We start from the raw sequence: 17,931 nt of genomic DNA on the forward strand, positions 1-17,931 counted from the left end.
CCCGTTCTGTCGGCTGTGCCCCGGTGCCGTCCGGAAAGGCTGCTCACGAACGTCCCGCCCCCGTCCCCCCGGAGGTGCTTTCGTGAACCCGAACGAACTCTGGTCGTACGCCGAGATCGCCCGGCACATCAACGTCCAGCCCGAGACCGTCCGCAACTACCGGCGGCACGGACTGCTGCCCGAACCGGACGTGGTCGACGCCGGCGGACACCCCCGCTGGTACCCCGGGACCATCCGCACCTGGGCCCGCAACCGCCCCCGGCACCGCTGATCCGGGGGCAGCGCCCCCGCCCCCGTCGGTCTGGGTGATTCCAGCCACAGCCCGGCACGGGGACGGGGGCAAAGCGCCGGTCCGCCCTTACCCTCGACACACCAACGCAGTGCTACCGGCCGGACCACCGGCCCGGCCTGCCGTTTTCCATGCTGTCTTCCGTGCCGCACCACCGGCACGAGAAGCAGCCCAACAGCAGCCAGGACGTGTCGGGGCGGAGGGGCTCGGATGAAACTGACCGTGGTGGGGTGCTCGGGGAGCTTCCCGTCCGCCGACTCGGCCTGCTCCAGCTACCTGGTCGAGGCCGACGGCTACCGCGTGGTGCTGGACCTCGGCAACGGCGCCCTCGGCGCGCTGCAGCAGCACACCGGCCTCTACGACGTCGACGCCGTGCTGCTCAGCCACCTGCACGCGGACCACTGCATCGACCTGTGCGCCTACTGGGTCGCCCGCAACTACCGCGCCGGGGGCTGCCCCGAACTGCTCCCGGTGTACGGGCCGACCGGCACCGCCGAGCGGCTCGCCCGGGCGTACGACATGCCGGAGGAGCCCGGGATGAAGGAGGTGTTCGAGTTCCGCACGCTCACCCCGGGCAGCTTCGGGCTCGGCCCGTTCCGGATCACCGTCGCCCAGGTCAACCACCCCGTCGACGCCTTCGCCTTCCGACTGGAGCACGGCGGCAGCTCGATCGTCTACTCCGGCGACACCGGTGAGTGCCCCGAACTGGTGGAACTCGCCCGCGACACCGACCTGTTCCTCTGCGAGGCCGCGTACCTGGACGGCCGCGACACCTTCAAGGCCGTCCACCTCAACGGCCGGGAGGCCGGCGAGCACGCGGCCGCCGCCGGGGCCCGCCGACTCGTCCTCACCCACATCCCGCCGTGGACCGACCCGGAGCGCAACCGCCTGGACGCCGTGGCCGCGTACCCCGGCCCGGTCGACCTGGCCCGGGCCGGCGCGGTGTACGAGGTCTGAGGACCGGCCCTCACCGCCGCCCGGGCACCGGGAGGCCGAGGTGGTCGCGCAGGGTCGACCCGGTGTAGTCGGTGCGGAAGACGCCGCGCTCCTGGAGCAGCGGGACGACCCGGTCGACGAACTCGTCCAGGCCGCCCGGGGTGAGGTGGGGGACCAGGATGAAGCCGTCGGCCGCGTCGTGCTGCACGAAGCGGTCGATCTCCCGGGCGACGGTGGCGGGGGAGCCGATGAAGGACTGCCGGCCGGTGACCTCGATGACCAGCTCGCGGCTGCTCAGCCCCTTCTCGGCGGCCAGCGCCCGCCAGCGGGCGGCGACGCCCACCGGGTCCGCGATCCGGACCCGGCCCTGGACCAGGGCGCTGTCCGGGTCGGGGTCGACGCTCGGCAGCGGGCCGTCCGGGTCGTGGTCGGACAGGTCGATGCCCCAGACCTGTTCCAGGTGGTTGATCGCGGTCTGCGGTCCGACCTGGGCCCGGCGGACCTCGGCGGCGCGCTCGGCCGCGTCGGCGTCGGTGTCGCCGAGCACGAAGGTGGCGGCGGGCATGATCTTCAGCTCGTCCGGCTTGCGCCCGTAGCCGGCCAGCCGGCGCTTGACGTCGGCGTGGAAGGCCCGGCCGTCGGCGAAGTGGGAGTGCCGGCTGAACACGATGTCGGCGGTGGCGGCGGCGAACTCCCGGCCCTGGTCGGAGTCGCCGGCCTGGATGACCACCGGGTGGCCCTGCGGCGGGCGGGGCAGCGAGAGCCGGCCCTCGACCTCGAACTGGGGCCCGCGGTGGTGCACGGGCCGCTCGTCCGCGTCCCAGAACTCCCTTGCCAGCTGCACGAATTCGGCGGCCCTGGTGTAGCGGTCGGCACGGTCGAGGTAGCCGCCGCGGCGGAAGTTCTCGCCGGTGAAGGCGTCCGAGGAGGTGACCACGTTCCAGGCTGCCCGGCCGTCGGAGAGGTGGTCCAGGGAGGCGAAGCGGCGGGCGAGTTCGTACGGTTCGTTGAAGGTGGCGTTCACCGTGGCGGCCAGGCCGATCCGTTCGGTGACGGCGGCCAGCGCGTTCAGCACGGTGATCGACTCGGGGCGGCCGACCACGTCCAGGTCGTGGATCCGTCCGTTGGTCTCGCGCAGCCGCAGGCCCTCGGCGAGGAAGAAGAAGTCGAACTTCCCGCGCTCGGCGGTCTGCGCGAGGTGGCGGAAGGAGGTGAACTCGATGTGGCTGCCGGAGGCCGGATCGCTCCAGACGGTGGTGTTGTTGACGCCGGGGAAGTGGGCGGCCAGGTGGATCTGCTTCAGCGGACGGTCCGTCATCGGGTCACCTCGGCGAGGGCGGCGCGGGCGGGGGACGCGGCGGGGGAGCCGGCGGGGGCGGCGGCGTAGCGGCTCGCCGGGCGGGTCAGCCCGAGGTGGTCGCGCAGGGTGCGGCCGGTGTAGCCGGGGCGCAGCAGCCCGGCGCTGCGCAGGGCCGGGGCGACGCGGTCGGCGAGCACGGCGAGGTCGCGTTCGGGGGCGGCGGGGACGAGGTGGAAGCCGTCCACGCCGGTGCCGGGGGCGGTGAGTTCGGCGAGCAGCCGCTGCTCGGCGGCGCGGTCGGGCAGGGCGGCGTCCAGGCGGGCGAGGATGCGCAGCTGTTCGCCGGAGCGCAGCCGCAGTTCGGTCGCGGCGGTGAGCCGGGCGGCCCGGTCGGGGGCGTCGAGCAGCACGACGTCGGCGTACCGGATCGCGGTGGCGACCCGGGCCCGGCCGCCGGCGGAGGCGTCCCGGGCGAGGTCGGCGGCGGCCACCGGGACCGCGACCACCGGGCGGCCCTGCGGCGGGCGCGGGGTGATGGACGGCCCGCGGACCGAGAAGTGCCGTCCTTCGAAGTCGATGTAGTGCAGCTTGTCGCGGTCGACGAACCGGCCGGTGGCGGTGTCGCGGATCTCGGCGTCGTCCTCCCAGCTGTCCCAGAGCCGGGCGGCGACCTCGGCGGCGTCGGCCGCCTCCGCCCACAGGTCGTCCGCGGGGGCGACCGGGCGGCGGCCGAACGACCGGGCCTCGGCCTCGGTGTCGGAGACGCCGACCAGCCAGCCGGCCCGGCCCTCGCTCACCCAGTCCAGGGTGTTGAGCGAGATCGAGGTGTGGAAGGGCTCGGTGTGGGTGGTGGTGACGGTGGGCACCAGCCCGACCCGCGAGGTCAGCGGGGCGATCCGGGCGAGGGCGGCGAGCGCGTCGGGGCGGCGGGGTTCGGCGGCGAAGGAGTCGTCGAGGGTGACGAAGTCCAGGGTGGCCCGCTCGGCGAGGCGGGCGAGACCGGCGTAGTGGGCGGCGTCGAGCCGGCCGGGGGTGCCGGCGGCGGCGTCGAGGGCGGCGGACAGGTGCAACTGGCGGGGCATGGCGAGCCTGACTTTCCTCGTGCGGATGCGCCGCCGCGCCCCGGTCGGTGCGGGGGCGGGTGCGCGGTCGCGCGGTGACGGCCCGTGGACGGGCGGGGCCCGTGCGGGCGGAGGGGAGGAGGCCGGTGCCGGGCGGGACGTCAGCCGGGCGGCGGCGGGGGAACGGTCAGCTCAGCCGCGACACGCCGCGGACCACACGCGACCGAAGTCGATGTGGCTGCGGGTGACCAGCGGGCACGAGGCGTTCACCGGTTCAGTTGACCAGGGCTTCCGTCGGTTCGTCAACCGCCTTCCCCGGCGGCCGGACACGCGGAAGGCCCCGCCCGGCCGCCGGGGGAGCGGCGGTGGGGCGGGGCCTTCGGGAGCGGGGGTGACGCGGGCCTCAGGCCTTGGTCACGTCCTCGATCTCGTTGTCGTCCTCGCGACCGGGGGTCTTGAGGTCGAACTTGGTGATCGCGAAGCGGAAGAGGAAGTAGTACAGCGCCGCGAAGACCAGGCCGATCGGGATGATCAGCCAGGGCTCGGTGGCCTTGCTCCAGGCGAGTGCGTAGTCGATCAGACCACCGGAGAAGGTGAAGCCGTCGTGCACGCCGAGCGCCCAGGTGACGGTCATCGAGACGGCGGTGAGGACCGCGTGGATGACGTACAGGACCGGGGCGATGAAGACGAAGGAGAACTCGATCGGCTCGGTGACACCGGTGACGAAGGAGGTCAGGGCGAGCGAGACCATCATGCCGGTGACGGCCTTGCGGCGGTGCGGCTTGGCGGCGTGGGCGATGGCCAGCGCGGCGGCGGGCAGCGCGAACATCATGATCGGGTAGAAGCCCGACATGAACTGTCCGGCGGTCGGGTCACCGGCGAAGAAGCGGTGCAGGTCACCATGGACGACGACGCCGTCGGGGCCGGTGTAGTCACCGGTCTGGAACCAGGCGAAGGAGTTCACGAACTGGTGCATGCCGACCGGCAGCAGAGCGCGGTTGACCAGGCCGAAGGCACCCGCACCGAACGCGCCGGCGCCGATCAGGGTGTCGTTCATGCTCTTGATCGCGTCGCCGACCGGGCCCCAGACCAGGGCGAACAGCACACCGATGGCGGTGCCGACGAAGGCCATCATGATCGGGACCAGGCGGCGGCCGTTGAAGAAGCCGAGCCAGTCGACCAGCTTGGTGCGGTGGTACTTCTGCCACAGCACCGCGGCCAGCAGGCCGATCACGATGCCGCCGAGCACGCCCGGGTCCTGGTAGACCGGCTCGACCCACTTGTTGTCGACGATGTGGCCCTCGGTGACCGGGAAGGCGGTGAGCACCTTCTGGTACACCAGGAAGCCGACCAGTGCGGCGAGCGCGGTGGAGCCGTCCGCCTTCTTGGCGAAGCCGATCGCGATGCCCACCGCGAACAGCATCGGCAGGGCGCCGAAGACACCGTTGCCGGCGGCGCCGAAGACCGCGGCGACCTTGTCCCAGCCGAGGCCGTCCTTGCCGAACACGTCGGGCTGGCCGAGGCGCACCAGGAGACCGGCGGCCGGGAGCACCGCGATGGGCAGCTGGAGGCTGCGACCGATCTTCTGCAGACCCTGGAGGACGTTCTGACCGAACTGCTTGGCGGGGCTGGGCGAGGCCGGAGCCGTGGCGGGCGCCGGTGCCTGCGCAGACTGACTCATGGGGGTGGATTCCTAACGGCATGGCGGTCGGTCGGGGGGAGAAGGCACAGGGGGCCAACCGCGAACTGGTCTACACCACGTGTGGTGTAGACCAGTTTGTAGCACGGGTGGAGAAGCCGGGGAACCCCGAAAAGCACCGTCGCCGGGAAGCGCTATGAAATCGAAACCTGGACCCGGAACGACGATCATGATTTCAGTGGCGATTGTGATTTTGGCTATTTGCGCAACAAAAAGCGCGGAGGCCTTGGGGGGACCGGGCGGCGGGTGCGCCGGGGTCGTGCTCGGACGATCCGCCCACTCCGGGGAGTGCGCGACGGCTGCTGAGAGTGACCGGAGCGGGTGCGGGCGGGTCCGGAGGCATCCCCCCACCGTCGGCCGGTGTCCCTCCGGAGTGCCGCCGGGTCGGCCGGATCGGCGCTGAATTGTCTTTCCGGTGTTTATCGGGCCGGGAATTAAGTCCTACGGCGAAATGCCGAAGGCCCTCGGACCGATGGGTCCGAAGGCCTTTGCGGCGATGGTTCCGGGGCGACCGGAATCAGGCCTTGGTGACGTCCTCGATCTCGCTCTCGTCCTCCCGGCCCGGTGTTTTCAGATCGAATTTGACGATGACGAACCGGAAGACCGCGTAGTACACCGCGGCGAAGCAGAGCCCGATGGGGATGATCAGCCACGGTTTGGTGGCGAGCCCCCAGTTGATCACGTAGTCGATCAGACCGGCCGAGAAGCTGAAGCCGTCGTGCACCCCCAGCCCCCAGGTGACCGCCATCGAGGCGCCGGTCAGCAGCGCGTGCAGGCCGTACAGGGCCGGGGCGATGTAGGCGAAGGAGTACTCGAGCGGCTCGGTGACGCCGGTCACGAAGGAGGTCAGGCCGACCGAGAGCATCAGGCCGTAGATCTCCTTGCGGCGGTGCGGCTTGGCCGAGTGCGCGATCGCGAGGGCCGCGGCGGGCAGCGCGAACATCATGATCGGGAAGAATCCGGACTGGAACTGGCCGGCCGTCGGGTCGCCCGCGAGGAAACGCGGGATGTCGCCGTGGACGAGGCTGCCGTCCGGCTTCGTGAACTCGCCGAACTGGAACCAGACGAAGGTGTTCAGCAGCTGGTGCATACCGATCAGCAGCAGTGCCCGGTTGAACAGGCCGAAGATGCCGGCGCCACCCGCGCCGAGATCCGCCAGGCTCTGCGAGAAGTCGTTCAGGCCGCGGCCGATCGGCGGCCAGACCCACAGCGCGACGCAGGCGGTGACCAGGCCCACCAGGGCGGTGATCATCGGGACCAGGCGGCGGCCGTTGAAGAAGCCCAGCCAGTCGACCAGCCGCACGCGGTGGAAGCGCACCCAGAGCCAGGCCGACATCAGGCCGATCAGGATGCCGCCGAGCACCCCCGGGTTCTGGTACGTCGCCGCCGCGACCTTGGCCGAGGAGTAGTCCACGCACTGGGCGGTCCAGGCGTCGGGGACCAGGGTGGTACCGGCCTTGCAGCTCTCCGGGAAGGCGTGCAGGACCTTGTAGTAGACGAGGAACCCGACCACCGCGGCGAGCGCCGTCGAGCCGTCCGCCTTCTTGGCCATGCCGATCGCCACGCCGATGCAGAACAGCAGCGGCAGACCGAGCGAGGAGTCGAGCAGCGCACCGCCGGCGGCCGCGAAGACCTTGGCGACGTCCGTCCAGCCGAGGCCGTCCTTGCCGAACACGTCCGGCTGGCCGAGCCGGTTGAGGATGCCCGCGGCGGGCAGCACCGCGACCGGTAGCTGGAGCGAGCGGCCCATCTTCTGGAGGCCGCCGTAGAAGCCGTGCCACCAGGTGCTCTGCGGGGTCGTGGCGCCTGCCGAACTCATTCTTCGCCCTCCGGGAGCAGTTGCCGACCGGTGGGCCCCTGCGGGACCCTCGGGCGGAGCTCGGGAACACCCGGGGTCCTTCCTGCGTTCATCGGGGTACACATATATTGGTGTAGACCACTTTGGGACGCAGGCCGGCCGCCGGGACGCGAGCCCCGCTGATCGTCATCCTCGGGTGGCAGTCCGGAGCCTGCGCGCCGGAATGGGCCAAAAGTGGACTAACGTGGCAGACCGGACCGGCTCGGGTCATGCTGGTCGCGCTGCCCGGCAGCACGACCGCAGCTGAACCCGCGTCAGCCACCGGCACGGACCTCACCACCCGACGGTCGAGGACCCACCCAGCACAGCGCAGGACGGCACCCGGCAGAGCCGCCGAAGGGCCGAGACAGAGGGAGAGAACCAGATGGCCAGCAAGGCTGAGAAGATCGTCGCCGGTCTGGGCGGCATCGACAACATCGAAGAGGTCGAGGGCTGCATCACCCGCCTTCGCACCGAGGTCAAGGACGCCTCCCTGGTCGACGAGGCCGCCCTCAAGGCCGCCGGCGCCCACGGCGTCGTCAAGATGGGCACCGCGATCCAGGTCGTCATCGGCACCGACGCCGACCCGATCGCCGCCGACATCGAGGACATGATGTGAGCTGAGCCACCCAGGCTCGACCACCCACGGCCCGCCGACCCGCTCAGGGGGACGGCGGGCCGCGGCGCGTCCGCAGCCCACCCCGGACCGCCGGACACCGCCGGACGCTCCGGGCGCCGCCGGGCGCCGCCGGGCACCAACGGAAGCGGACCGGGACGGTCCGGCGGCACATCCGGGGAGCAAGCCCCGAGCGGCTACGCTCAGTGGCTATGTCACGCATCGACGGCCGCACCCCCGAACAGCTCCGCCCCATCACCATCGAACGGGGCTGGAGCAAGCACGCCGAAGGCTCCGTCCTCGTCTCCTACGGCGACACCAAGGTGCTGTGCACCGCCAGCGTCACCGAAGGCGTCCCCCGCTGGCGCAAGGGCACCGGCGAAGGCTGGGTCACCGCCGAGTACTCCATGCTCCCGCGCGCCACCAACACCCGCGGCGACCGCGAATCCGTCAAGGGCCGCATCGGCGGACGCACCCACGAGATCAGCCGACTCATCGGCCGCTCGCTGCGCGCCGTCATCGACCACCGCGCCCTCGCCGAGAACACCATCGTCCTCGACTGCGACGTCCTCCAGGCCGACGGCGGCACCCGCACCGCCGCCATCACCGGCGCCTACGTCGCCCTCGTCGACGCCGTCACCTGGGCCCGCGAGCGCAAGCTGCTGCGCGCCAAGGGCCAGCCCATCACCGGCGGCGTCAGCGCCGTCAGCGTCGGCATCATCGACGGCGTCCCGATGCTCGACCTCCAGTACGAGGAGGACGTGCGCGCCGAGACCGACATGAACATCGTCTGCACCTCCGACGGCCGCTTCGTCGAGGTCCAGGGCACCGCCGAAGGCGCCCCCTTCGACCGCGCCCTGCTCGACCGGCTGCTCGACCTCGGCACCCTCGGCTGCGCCGAACTCGACCAGATCCAGCGCAAGGCGCTGGAGGGCTGAAGCCCCCGGCCCCGACCCCGGCCCCCGGACAGGTGTACGACCCGCTGTACACGCCGGGCCGGTAGCCCGTACGGTTCCCGCAGCGCCCACGCTGCGGGAACCGCGCAGGCGGTGGTGCGCGTCCCTCCCATGGAACCCCCGCCCACCAGGAGGACCGGATGCCCTCGAGCATCGCCCGCCCCGCCGCCCTCGCCGTGGCCGGACTCATCGCGATCCTCCCGCTCAGCATGGTGAGTTGCTCCGCCGCGCAGAAGGCGATCGACTGCGGCAACACCGCCGTCAGGGTCACCGCCGACATCGCCGACCTCACCAAGGCCTACGACAACTCCAGCAACGACTCGGCCGCCGCCGGGAAGGCGCTGCAGAAACTCAAGGGCGACCTCGACCAGATCGGGAAGAACTCCAAGAACACCGACGTCGTCAAGGCCGTGACCGACCTGCAGAAGCAGGCCGACCAGGTCCAACAGGCCGTCGACCGGAAGCAGGCCCCCGACCTCAAGCCACTCGGCGACGCCGCGGGAAACCTCACCTCGGTCTGCACCGGCTGACGCCCCCCGGACTCTCGATAGGGTGGGCGATATGTCCACCCGTCTGATCCTCGCCACCCGCAACCGGCACAAGGTCGCCGAGCTGCGCGCCATCCTCACCGAGGCCGGCCTCGACGTCGAACTCGTCGGCGCCGACGCCTACCCCGAGATCCCGGACGTCCCCGAGACCGGCGTCACCTTCGCCGAGAACGCCCTGCTCAAGGCCCACGCCCTGGCCCGCGCCACCGGCCTGCCGGCCGTCGCCGACGACTCCGGCCTCTGCGTGGACGTCCTCAACGGCGCGCCCGGCATCTTCTCCGCCCGCTGGTCCGGCAAGCACGGCGACGACGTCGCCAACCTGGACCTGCTGCTCGCCCAGCTCTCCGACATCGCCGAACCGCACCGCGGCGCCCACTTCTTCTGCGCCGCCGCCTTCGCCCTGCCGGACGGCACCGAGCGCGTCGTCGAGGGCCGCCTGCTGGGAACACTGCGGACCGCTCCGGCGGGCGACGGGGGCTTCGGCTACGACCCGATCCTCCAGCCGCTGGGGGAGACCCGGACCTGCGCGGAGATGACGGCGGACGAGAAGAACGCCATCAGCCACCGCGGCCAGGCGTTCCGGGCCCTGGCGCCGGTGGTCAGGGACCTGCTGAGCTGAGAACGACGAAGGGCCCGATCGGATGAGTTCTGATCGGGCCCTTCGATTTGAAGGTTTCTCCGGTGCGGCCGAAGGGATTCGAACCCTCAAGCCCTCACGGGCCAACGGACCTAAACCGTCTGCGTCGCCTCTGCGCCACGGCCGCCTGTCTTGCTGGCCATCATGTTACTGGGCCTGCGGACAGGGCGGCACCTTCGTTTCGATCGTTACCGGGCAGCGTGGTCGCTCCGCTTGCGCCTGCAATAGGTCGGAGTGATGGCGTGGCAGTTCGGGCAGAGCAGCCGGAGGTTGTCCGGCCGGTTGTCCGACCAGTCGCCGTTGATGTGGTCGACCTCCAGGGTCATCGCTCGTCCTCGCCATTCGGGGCCGGTGCCGCAGCCCTGGCACCGTTCGGGTCGACCGATCTCGGCCAAGGCGCGGCGAATTCGCGCGCAAGGAAGCCGCAGCAGCTCCGATGAGCGCTGGACGAGGAGCTGGTTGGCGGGGATCCGGTTGGGCGAGTGCCCGCCGCGCCCGTGGGCCTGCCCCGTGAAGTGGGAGGTGTCGATCCCGAGGGCCTTGATGCGTCGTCCGATGTGGGCCTGGGTGCCCCCGGCCTGGCGCCGGTTGAGATAGCGAACGACGCCGGCCACGCTCTGGGAGGCGGCGACCGCCTCCTGCAGCAAATCCCTCGTGTAGATGGTCCCGGGCGTCGGGAAGTGCGAGGCATCGATGCCGTACGCCTTGATCCGCCGGCGCAGGTACGAGCGGTTGTAGGGATTCGGCTCGCGGTCGAGCGTGATCAGCATCTCGTCCAGCGTGGTCGCGGTCGCCGCAGCGGCGGCGAGCAGGTCGCGGGTGTACTTGACCGGCATGGCGGTCTCCTTCGGGCAGTTGTCGTGCCCCTTCCCCGGTGGGTCAACGACCGGGGCCGGTTCCGGTCACGGGGTGGCCGGGTTTTGCCGAGTGATGACCAATTGGTACAGACCTATTGACCTGTGTGGTTCAGACCACATAGCTTCGGCGCCAATTGTGAATCCCCCACGTGCGTGCTCCCCCACAGGCATGCGCCGACACTCTCTCCTGGAGGACCGAGTGTTGATCCGAAGCACGGCCGAGCGGCGTCCCACCGCCGCTCGCCGAGGTAAGAGTCCGGCGGCCCGGGCGGGTGTCGCGGCGTTGGCGGCGGCCTCGTTGACCGGGTTGCTGATGGCGACGCTGGGTGCGGCGCCCTCGCAGGCGTCGGCTGCCGTCGACAACGCGGCCTGCCGGCCGGACGGGCTGTACCGGACGCCCGGGGTGGACGTCCCGTACTGCTCGGTCTACGACACCGCCGGGCGCGAGAAGATGGGCGCGGACCACCAGCGCCGCATCATCGGGTACTTCACCGGCTGGCGCACCGGCAAGAACGGCGACCGGCCGTACCTGGTGAGCGACGTCCCCTGGGACAAGGTCACCCACCTCAACTACGCCTTCGGGCACGTCGGCGGTGACAACAAGCTGTCGGTCGGGACGGACGGCCCGACCAACGAGGCGACCGGGATCTCCTTCCCGGGGGTGGCGGGCGCGGAGCTGGACCCGACCCTGCCGTACAAGGGCCACTTCAACCTGCTGACGAAGTTCAAGAAGCAGTACCCGAACGTCAAGACCCTGATCTCGGTGGGCGGTTGGACCGAGACCGGCGGCTACTTCGACGACGGCGGCAGCCGGGTGAACTCCGGCGGCTTCTACTCGATGACCGTCAATCCGGACGGCAGTGTCAACCAGGCCGGCATCGACACCTTCGCGGCCTCCTCCGTCGACTTCATCCGCAAGTACGGCTTCAACGGCGTCGACATCGACTACGAGTACCCGACCTCGATGAAGGACGCCGGCAACCCGCTGGACTGGCAGCTCGCCAACGGCAAGCGCGGTTCGCTGGCCAAGGGTTACGCGGCGCTGATGAAGACCCTGCGGGAGAGCCTGGACAAGGCGGGGGCCGCCGACGGCCGGCACTACCTGCTGTCGGTCGCGGCGCCGTCCTCCGGCTACCTGCTGCGCGGGATGGAGACCTTCCAGGTCGCCCAGTACCTGGACTACGTCAACATCATGTCGTACGACCTGCACGGCGCCTGGAACAAGTACGTCGGTCCGAACGCCTCGCTCTACGACGACGGCAAGGACGGCGAGTTGGCGGCCGCCAACGTGTACGGCACCGCGCAGTACGGCGGCATCGGCTACCTCAACGCCGACTGGTCGTACCACTACTTCCGCGGGTCGATGCCGGCCGGCCGGATCAACGTCGGCCTGCCGTACTACACCCGCGGCTTCAAGAACGTGCAGGGCGGCACCAACGGGCTGTGGGGCACCGCGGCGGCGACCAGCTGCCCGGCCGGCTCCGGCCTGACCTCCTGCGGTGACGGTGCGGTCGGCATCGACAACATCTGGAACGACAAGGACACCGCGGGCAAGGAGTCCCCGGCCGGGTCGAACCCGATGTGGCACGCCAAGAACCTGGAGAAGGGCATCCTGCCCGACTACCTGGCCCAGTACGGGGTGAAGGACACCGCGCTCCAGGGCAGCTACACCCGCAACTACAGCGACGCCCTGGTGGCGCCCTGGCTGTGGAACGACAGCAAGAAGGTGTTCCTGTCCACCGAGGACGAGCAGTCGGTGGGCGCCAAGGCGGACTACATCGTCAACCAGGGCGCCGGCGGCACGATGATCTGGGAGCTCGCGGGCGACTACCGCTGGGACGCCGCCGCCAACGGCGGCAAGGGCGAGTACGTGCCCGGCTCGACGCTGACCTCGCTGATGTACGACAAGTTCAAGGCGGCGAGCCCGTACGGCGCGACCCGCTCGACGGTGCCGCTGCCGCAGCAGACCCTGCCGGTCGACGTGTCGTTCACCAACTTCGCGCTGGGCGACTCGAACTACCCGATCAACCCGAAGCTGCACATCGTCAACAACTCGACGCTGACCCTGCCGGGCGGCACCGAGTTCCAGTTCGACTACGCCAACTCGGCCCCGGGCAACGCCAAGGACCAGTCCGGCTTCGGGCTCCAGGTGATCCGGCAGGACAACCCGGGCCCGGGCAACACGGGCGGGCTGAAGGGCACCTACAACCGGGTGTCGGTCAAGCTGCCGGGCTGGCAGTCGTTGGCGCCGGGCGCCTCGGTGGACATCGACTTCGTCTACTACCTGCCGGTGTCCACGCCGTCGAACTGGACGGTCAACGTGGGCGGCACGCTGTACGGGATCAAGGGCGACCTGACCCGGGGTTCGGTGGACGGCGGTACGCCGACGCCCACCGCCACACCGACCGGCACGCCGACCGGCACGCCGACCGGCACGCCGACGGGGACTCCGACCGGTACCCCCACGGGGACTCCGACCGGCACGTCCAGCCCGACCGCGACCCCGACCTCCGGGGCCTGCACGGCCGCCCCGGGCTGGGACGCGGGCACCACCTACGCGTCGCCGACCAAGGTGTCCTGGAAGGGCCACTACTACCAGAACAAGTGGTGGACCAAGGGCGACGACCCCGCGGCCAGCGGCGCCTGGGGCGTCTGGAACGACCTCGGTGCCTGCTGACGCCGACGGCGCCGGCGGTCACCTGAGGTGAGGAACGGCGGTGGCGGCCCACCCGGTCGGGGGGTGGGCCGCCACCGCTGCGTCCGGAGGGGTCAGGCCTCGACCTTGAGGTCGCGCAGCAGCTTGGCGACGTGGCCGGTGGCCTTGACGTTGTAGAGCGCGCGCTCGACCTTGCCCTGCTCGTCGACGACGATCGTGGAGCGGATCACGCCCTGGTAGGTGCGGCCGTAGTTCTGCTTCTCGCCGTAGGCGGCGTAGGCCTCCAGGACCCGGTGGTCCGGGTCGGAGAGCAGGGTGACCTTGAGGTCCTCCTTCTCGCGGAACTTCCCGAGCTTCTCCGGCTGGTCCGGGGAGATGCCGATGACGTCGTAGCCGGCGCCCGCGAAGACCTCCAGGTTGTCGGTGAAGTCGCAGGCCTGCTTGGTGCAGCCGGGGGTGAGGGCGGCCGGGTAGAAGTAGACGATGACCTTGCGGCCCAGGTGGTCGGCGAGCGAGACCTGGTTGCCGTCGGCGTCGGACAGGCTGAAGGCGGGCGCGGTGTCGCCGGGCTGGAGGCGCTCAGTCACGGTCGTACTCTCCTGGAGGCTGGGACGGACGGTCGTACCACGGCAAACTTACCTCCGTTGGTGGGTGGGGCCGCGCGTCCGTGCGTGGCAGCTGACAAACTGGGTTGGTCGCACAGGACGACAGGACTACATCGGCAAGTGAATGGGGTGGCCCGAGTGGGCGAGGCGAGCACGCAGGACAAGCCGGCGCGGACGGCTGCGCAGATCGAGGCGGACATCGAGCGCACCCGCGACCGGCTCGCGGCGAACCTGGACGAGCTGGCCGTGCGGATCCACCCGACCACCATCTCGGCGCAGGTCAAGGCCAAGGCGATGGCCACCGTCGAGGAGAAGACGGCGCGGGCGTACGTGGCCGCGAACGGCCTGGTGGAGAAGGTGAAGGCGCAGTTCGTGGACGGGCAGGGGCAGCCGCGCAAGGAGCGGATCGTCCCGGCCGCGCTGGTCGGCCTGGGCCTGGTGGTGCTGCTCGCCTCCTCCCGCAAGCGCGACAAGGACTGAACCGCCGTTCCACCGGGGCCGGGCCGCCCGTGGCGGTCCGGCCCTTCCGCATGCCGGGCTGGCGTCACGCTCCGCGCCCGGGGGCGGTACCTTCGGGACCGTGAGTACGAACGACAACCCGACGCATTCCGACCACGGGCACGACATCGCGCGGCACGACCGGCTGGGCGAGAAGCTGCCGATCCGGATGCTGCACGACCGCGTGCTGGTGCGCATCGAGGGCGGTGAGGGTGAGCGCCGCTCGACCGGCGGCATCCTGATCCCGGCGACCGCGGAGCTGTCCAAGCGCTGTACCTGGGCGGAGGCCGTGGCGGTGGGCCAGAGCGTGCGCTCGGTGGAGCCCGGCGACCGCGTGCTGTACGACCCGGAGGACAAGCTGGAGGTGGAGGTCCGCGGCGCCACCTACGTGCTGCTGCGCGAGCGGGACCTGCACGCGGTGGCGGCGACCCGCTTCGGGGACACGGAGGGCTCGACCGGGCTGTACCTCTGAGCCCTGGGGACCGCCGCTGTCCTCCGGGCGCCCGGGCCGGGCTCAGGCGAGCAGCGTTCCGCCGTCGACGGTGACCACCGTGCCGGTGGCGAAGCGCTGGCCCATCAGGTGGACGTAGGAGGCGGCGATCTCCTCGGGTTCGCCGATCCGGCCGAGCGGGAGGTCGGCGGCGATCCCGGCGAACAGCTGTTCGCGGTCGGCCTCGGGGAGGCCGGACCAGAGCGGGGTGCGGACCATGCCCGCCCGGACGGCGTTGACCCGGAGCGGGGCGAGTTCCACGGCGAGGGCCCGGACCAGGGCCTCGATCGCGCCGCAGATGCCGGCCGCGACGCTCCAGCCGGGGCCGGGGCGTCGCCCGGCGGTGCCGGAGGTGAGCGTCACCGAGCCGCCGGGGCGCAGCCGGGGGGCGGCGGCGCGGACGGCGTCGAGGGCGGAGAAGTAGCGCAGGGCGAAGAAGCGGCGGGCGGCGTCGAGGTCGAGGGCGTCGAGGGGGGCCAGGCTGAGGGGGTCGCCGGCGGTGTAGACGAGGTGGTCGAGCGGGCCGAGGCGGTCGAACAGGGCGGTGACCTGGTGGCTGTCGGTGAGGTCGGCGAGTTCGGCGGTGGTGCCGGCGGGCAGGGTGGCGAGGGCCCGTTCGGTGCTGGTGGCGCGGCTGGAGACGACCGTGACGCGGGCGCCGTGGTCAGCGGCGAGGGCGGCGGTGGCGAGGCCGATGCCGGAGGTGCCGCCGAGGACGACGACGCGCTGGTCCTGGAGGGTCGGGCTGGGCATGGTGGGGCCTTTCCTGGTGGGTGCGGGGGGTGTCCTGGGCTCGGGGTTCGGGTGCTCCGATCCTGCGCCGGGTGGTGCGGGGACGTCCAAGACCTGTTCGGTCGGCTGTCATACCCTCGGGGCATCAGCGGGAGGAGGCGGTCGGTGGACGTCGACCTGCGGAAGCTGCGGTATTTCGTGGCGGTGGCGCGGGAGTTGAACTTCGGGCGTGCGGCGGTGGCGTTGCACATCGCGCAGCCCGTGCTGTCGCGGCAGATCCGGGCGTTGGAGGCGGAGTTCGGGGCGCAGTTGTTCCGGCGGGATCGTCGTTCGACCGAATTGACGGCTGCCGGGCGGCAGTTGTTGGAGGATGCGGTGCCGTTGCTGGCGGCTGCGGAGGCGGTGCGGCGTCGGGTGGCGCGGTCGGGGGAGGGTCGGGGCCGGTTCGTGGTGGGGTTCATGCCGGGGATCGTGGTGACGCCGGCGGTGCGGGCGCTGCGCGTGCGGCATCCGGGGCTGGTGGTGGAGGTGTTGCGGACTTCCTGGGCCGAGCAGGCGCGGGTGGTGTTGGACGGCCGGGTGGATGTGTCGCTGGTGCGGTTGCCGGTGGATCCGCAGGGGTTGGTGGTGCGGCCGTTGTTCGCGGAGCCGCGGGTGGCGGCGTTGCCGGCGGGGCACCGGTTGGCGGGTCGGGGGTCGGTGCTGCTGGGTGATCTGGCGGGGGAGCGGTTGTTGCAGGACCCGGTGCTGGTGCCGGAGTGGCGGGGGCTCGCGGGGGAGGCGGGGCTGCGGGCGGACACGGTGGAGGAGAAGTTGGAGTACGTGGCGGCGGGGGAGGGGACGGTGGTGCTGCCGTTGTCGGTGGCGGCCTTCTACATCCGGGCGGACGTGGTGCACGTGCCGGTGGCGGACCTGGCGCCGAATCGGGTCGGGTTGGTGTGGGCGGCGGGGCGGTCGGCTCCGTTGCTCGCGGAGTTCGCGGGGCTGGCGGTGGAGCACCTGGCCGGTTCTGTCGGTGGTGGGCGTTAGGGTCCGGGCATGGGTGTCCCGGTGATCGGTGATGGTGAGCGGCGGGCCCGGTTGGGGCGTCGGCAGTTGGTGGCGGCCTCGGTGCGGGCGGCGCGGGTGGAGGATGTGGCCGACGCGGTGGTCGGGTTGCACGCGTCGGATCCGGCGACGGTGTACCTGTCGGCGGGTGCGCGGTTGGCGGTGCCCTCGGCGGGGGAGGTGGACCGGGCGCTGTACGAGGACGTGTCGTTGGTGAAGCTGTTGTCGATGCGGCGGACGCTCTTCGCGGTGACGGAGGGTCTGGCTCCGTACGTGAGCTCGGGGGCGGCGCGGGCGATCGCGGCCAAGGAGCGGGCGACGCTGCTGAAGCACCTGCGGGACCACGCCGAGGGCTGGGACGAGGCCCGGCTGGCGGACACGGAGCGCGAGGTGTTGGCCGCGCTGGCTGTGCGCGGGGAGGCGACGACCCAGGAACTGGGCCGGGACGTACCGCAGTTGCGTGAGTCGATGCTGATGTCGGCGGGCAAGTCGTACGAGGCGCGGCAGAGTGTGGGCAGTCGGCTGTTGCGGTTGCTGGCCTCGGACGGGCACGTGCGCCGGTGTCGGCCGCGCGGTTCCTGGTTGAGCAGCAGCTATCCGTGGGCGCTGGTGTCGCAGTGGCCGGAGGTGCCGGTGCGGGAGGCGAAGGCGGAGGTGGTGCGGCGTTGGCTGGCGGCGTACGGTCCGGCGACGGTCGAGGACGTGAAGTGGTGGACGGGCTGGACGCTGGGGGACGTCCGTCGGGCGCTGGTGGACGTGGCGGCGCGGGCGGTGGCGTTGGCGGGCGGTGCGGAGGCGCTGGTGCTGCCGGGGGACGAGGGGCCGGTGGCGGCGCCGGAGCCGTGGGCGGCGCTGTTGCCGGCGCTGGATCCGGCGGTGATGGGCTGGCGCGGGCGGGACTGGTACCTGCGGCCGGAGGACGTGCCCGCGCTGTTCGACCGGGCGGGCAATGCCGGGCCGACGGTGTGGTGGTGCGGTGAGGTGGTCGGGGGCTGGGCGCAGCGGGCGGACGGCGAGGTGGTGTGGCGGTTGTTCCGGGACGTCGGGTCGGCGGCGGAGCGGGCGGTTGCGGCGGAGGCGGGGCGGTTGGTGGGGTGGTTGGGGGAGGTGCGGGTGACGCCGCGGTTCCGTACGCCGTTGGAGCGGGAGTTGGTCGCGGGGTAGGTC

General features: G+C 71.6%; 17 protein-coding genes, 1 tRNA gene and 1 pseudogene. 11 read left to right on the forward strand and 8 right to left on the reverse strand.

Going from position 1 to position 17,931, the window contains the following annotated elements:
- Positions 1-82: 82 nt before the first annotated feature.
- Together AB0O91_RS18825 and AB0O91_RS18830 are read left to right on the forward strand one after the other, a co-directional pair.
- Positions 83-271 carry a MerR family transcriptional regulator gene (locus AB0O91_RS18825; protein WP_363434129.1) on the forward strand — a complete coding sequence of 63 codons (189 nt, stop codon included), beginning with the start codon at positions 83-85 and terminating at the stop codon, positions 269-271.
- Positions 272-499: 228 nt separating this feature from the next.
- Positions 500-1,246, forward strand: coding sequence for an MBL fold metallo-hydrolase (locus AB0O91_RS18830; RefSeq protein WP_363434132.1), 747 nt, complete (start codon positions 500-502; stop codon positions 1,244-1,246).
- 10 nt (positions 1,247-1,256) lie between these two features.
- Here the strand turns inward: AB0O91_RS18830 and AB0O91_RS18835 are convergent, their stop codons facing one another.
- The 4 genes from AB0O91_RS18835 to AB0O91_RS18850 all read right to left on the reverse strand — a co-directional run bounded on the left by AB0O91_RS18835 (position 1,257) and on the right by AB0O91_RS18850 (position 7,104).
- The gene (locus tag AB0O91_RS18835; protein WP_363434135.1) at positions 1,257-2,543 is read right to left on the reverse strand and encodes an LLM class flavin-dependent oxidoreductase; all 1,287 of its coding nucleotides are present in this window, start codon (positions 2,541-2,543) and stop codon (positions 1,257-1,259) included.
- Positions 2,540-3,607, reverse strand: coding sequence for an LLM class flavin-dependent oxidoreductase (locus tag AB0O91_RS18840; protein ID WP_363434138.1), 1,068 nt, complete (start codon positions 3,605-3,607; stop codon positions 2,540-2,542). The genes AB0O91_RS18835 and AB0O91_RS18840 overlap by 4 nt, the downstream gene beginning before the upstream one ends.
- A 382-nt stretch (positions 3,608-3,989) precedes the next feature.
- Positions 3,990-5,267, reverse strand: coding sequence for a PTS transporter subunit EIIC (locus AB0O91_RS18845; RefSeq protein ID WP_363434141.1), 1,278 nt, complete (start codon positions 5,265-5,267; stop codon positions 3,990-3,992).
- A 535-nt stretch (positions 5,268-5,802) separates the two neighbouring features.
- The gene (locus AB0O91_RS18850) at positions 5,803-7,104 is read right to left on the reverse strand and encodes a PTS transporter subunit EIIC (protein WP_363434143.1); all 1,302 of its coding nucleotides are present in this window, start codon (positions 7,102-7,104) and stop codon (positions 5,803-5,805) included.
- Between the two features lie 373 nt (positions 7,105-7,477).
- Between AB0O91_RS18850 and AB0O91_RS18855 the strand changes: the two are divergent.
- The 4 genes and pseudogenes from AB0O91_RS18855 to rdgB all read left to right on the forward strand — a co-directional run.
- Positions 7,478-7,741: pseudogene (locus AB0O91_RS18855) on the forward strand (PTS glucose/sucrose transporter subunit IIB); the annotation flags it as partial.
- Positions 7,742-7,950: 209 nt separating this feature from the next.
- Positions 7,951-8,676: a ribonuclease PH gene (rph, locus tag AB0O91_RS18860; protein WP_363434146.1), complete on the forward strand. Its 726-nt coding sequence runs from the start codon at positions 7,951-7,953 to the stop codon at positions 8,674-8,676.
- A gap of 158 nt (positions 8,677-8,834) precedes the next feature.
- Positions 8,835-9,224, forward strand: coding sequence for a hypothetical protein (locus tag AB0O91_RS18865; RefSeq protein ID WP_363434149.1), 390 nt, complete (start codon positions 8,835-8,837; stop codon positions 9,222-9,224).
- Positions 9,225-9,255: 31 nt separating this feature from the next.
- Positions 9,256-9,861, forward strand: a complete 606-nt coding sequence (gene rdgB, locus AB0O91_RS18870) for an RdgB/HAM1 family non-canonical purine NTP pyrophosphatase (protein ID WP_363434152.1) — start codon at positions 9,256-9,258, stop codon at positions 9,859-9,861.
- 63 nt (positions 9,862-9,924) lie between these two features.
- Here the strand turns inward: rdgB and AB0O91_RS18875 are convergent.
- Both AB0O91_RS18875 and AB0O91_RS18880 read right to left on the reverse strand, forming a co-directional pair.
- Positions 9,925-10,006: transfer RNA gene (locus AB0O91_RS18875), tRNA-Leu, on the reverse strand.
- Between the two features lie 61 nt (positions 10,007-10,067).
- Positions 10,068-10,715: an HNH endonuclease gene (locus AB0O91_RS18880; protein ID WP_363434154.1), complete on the reverse strand. Its 648-nt coding sequence runs from the start codon at positions 10,713-10,715 to the stop codon at positions 10,068-10,070.
- A 334-nt stretch (positions 10,716-11,049) separates the two neighbouring features.
- On the opposite strand from AB0O91_RS18880, the gene AB0O91_RS18885 reads away from it, so the two are divergent.
- Positions 11,050-13,413: a glycosyl hydrolase family 18 protein gene (locus AB0O91_RS18885; protein ID WP_363434157.1), complete on the forward strand. Its 2,364-nt coding sequence runs from the start codon at positions 11,050-11,052 to the stop codon at positions 13,411-13,413.
- A 92-nt stretch (positions 13,414-13,505) separates the two neighbouring features.
- On the opposite strand, the gene bcp is transcribed toward AB0O91_RS18885, so the two are convergent.
- Entirely contained in the window at positions 13,506-13,979 is a 474-nt protein-coding gene (gene bcp, locus AB0O91_RS18890) for a thioredoxin-dependent thiol peroxidase (RefSeq protein WP_360425146.1), read from the reverse strand.
- 156 nt (positions 13,980-14,135) lie between these two features.
- On the opposite strand from bcp, the gene AB0O91_RS18895 reads away from it, so the two are divergent.
- Complete coding sequence (locus AB0O91_RS18895; protein WP_363434160.1) at positions 14,136-14,477, forward strand: DUF3618 domain-containing protein; 342 nt, start codon at positions 14,136-14,138, stop codon at positions 14,475-14,477.
- Positions 14,478-14,664: 187 nt separating this feature from the next.
- Positions 14,665-14,967 (forward strand): co-chaperone GroES, encoded by a 303-nt coding sequence (locus AB0O91_RS18900; protein WP_049655715.1) that lies wholly within the window; start codon positions 14,665-14,667, stop codon positions 14,965-14,967.
- 42 nt (positions 14,968-15,009) lie between these two features.
- On the opposite strand, the gene AB0O91_RS18905 is transcribed toward AB0O91_RS18900, so the two are convergent.
- Entirely contained in the window at positions 15,010-15,738 is a 729-nt protein-coding gene (locus AB0O91_RS18905; RefSeq protein WP_363434163.1) for an SDR family oxidoreductase, read from the reverse strand.
- 144 nt (positions 15,739-15,882) lie between these two features.
- Between AB0O91_RS18905 and AB0O91_RS18910 the strand changes: the two genes are divergently transcribed.
- Positions 15,883-16,746 (forward strand): LysR substrate-binding domain-containing protein, encoded by an 864-nt coding sequence (locus AB0O91_RS18910; protein ID WP_363434165.1) that lies wholly within the window; start codon positions 15,883-15,885, stop codon positions 16,744-16,746.
- A 9-nt stretch (positions 16,747-16,755) separates the two neighbouring features.
- Positions 16,756-17,928, forward strand: a complete 1,173-nt coding sequence (locus tag AB0O91_RS18915) for a winged helix DNA-binding domain-containing protein (RefSeq protein WP_363434168.1) — start codon at positions 16,756-16,758, stop codon at positions 17,926-17,928.
- Positions 17,929-17,931: the final 3 nt, after the last annotated feature.

The sequence above is a fragment of the Kitasatospora sp. NPDC089797 genome (assembly GCF_040684795.1).
GTDB lineage: Bacteria > Actinomycetota > Actinomycetes > Streptomycetales > Streptomycetaceae > Kitasatospora.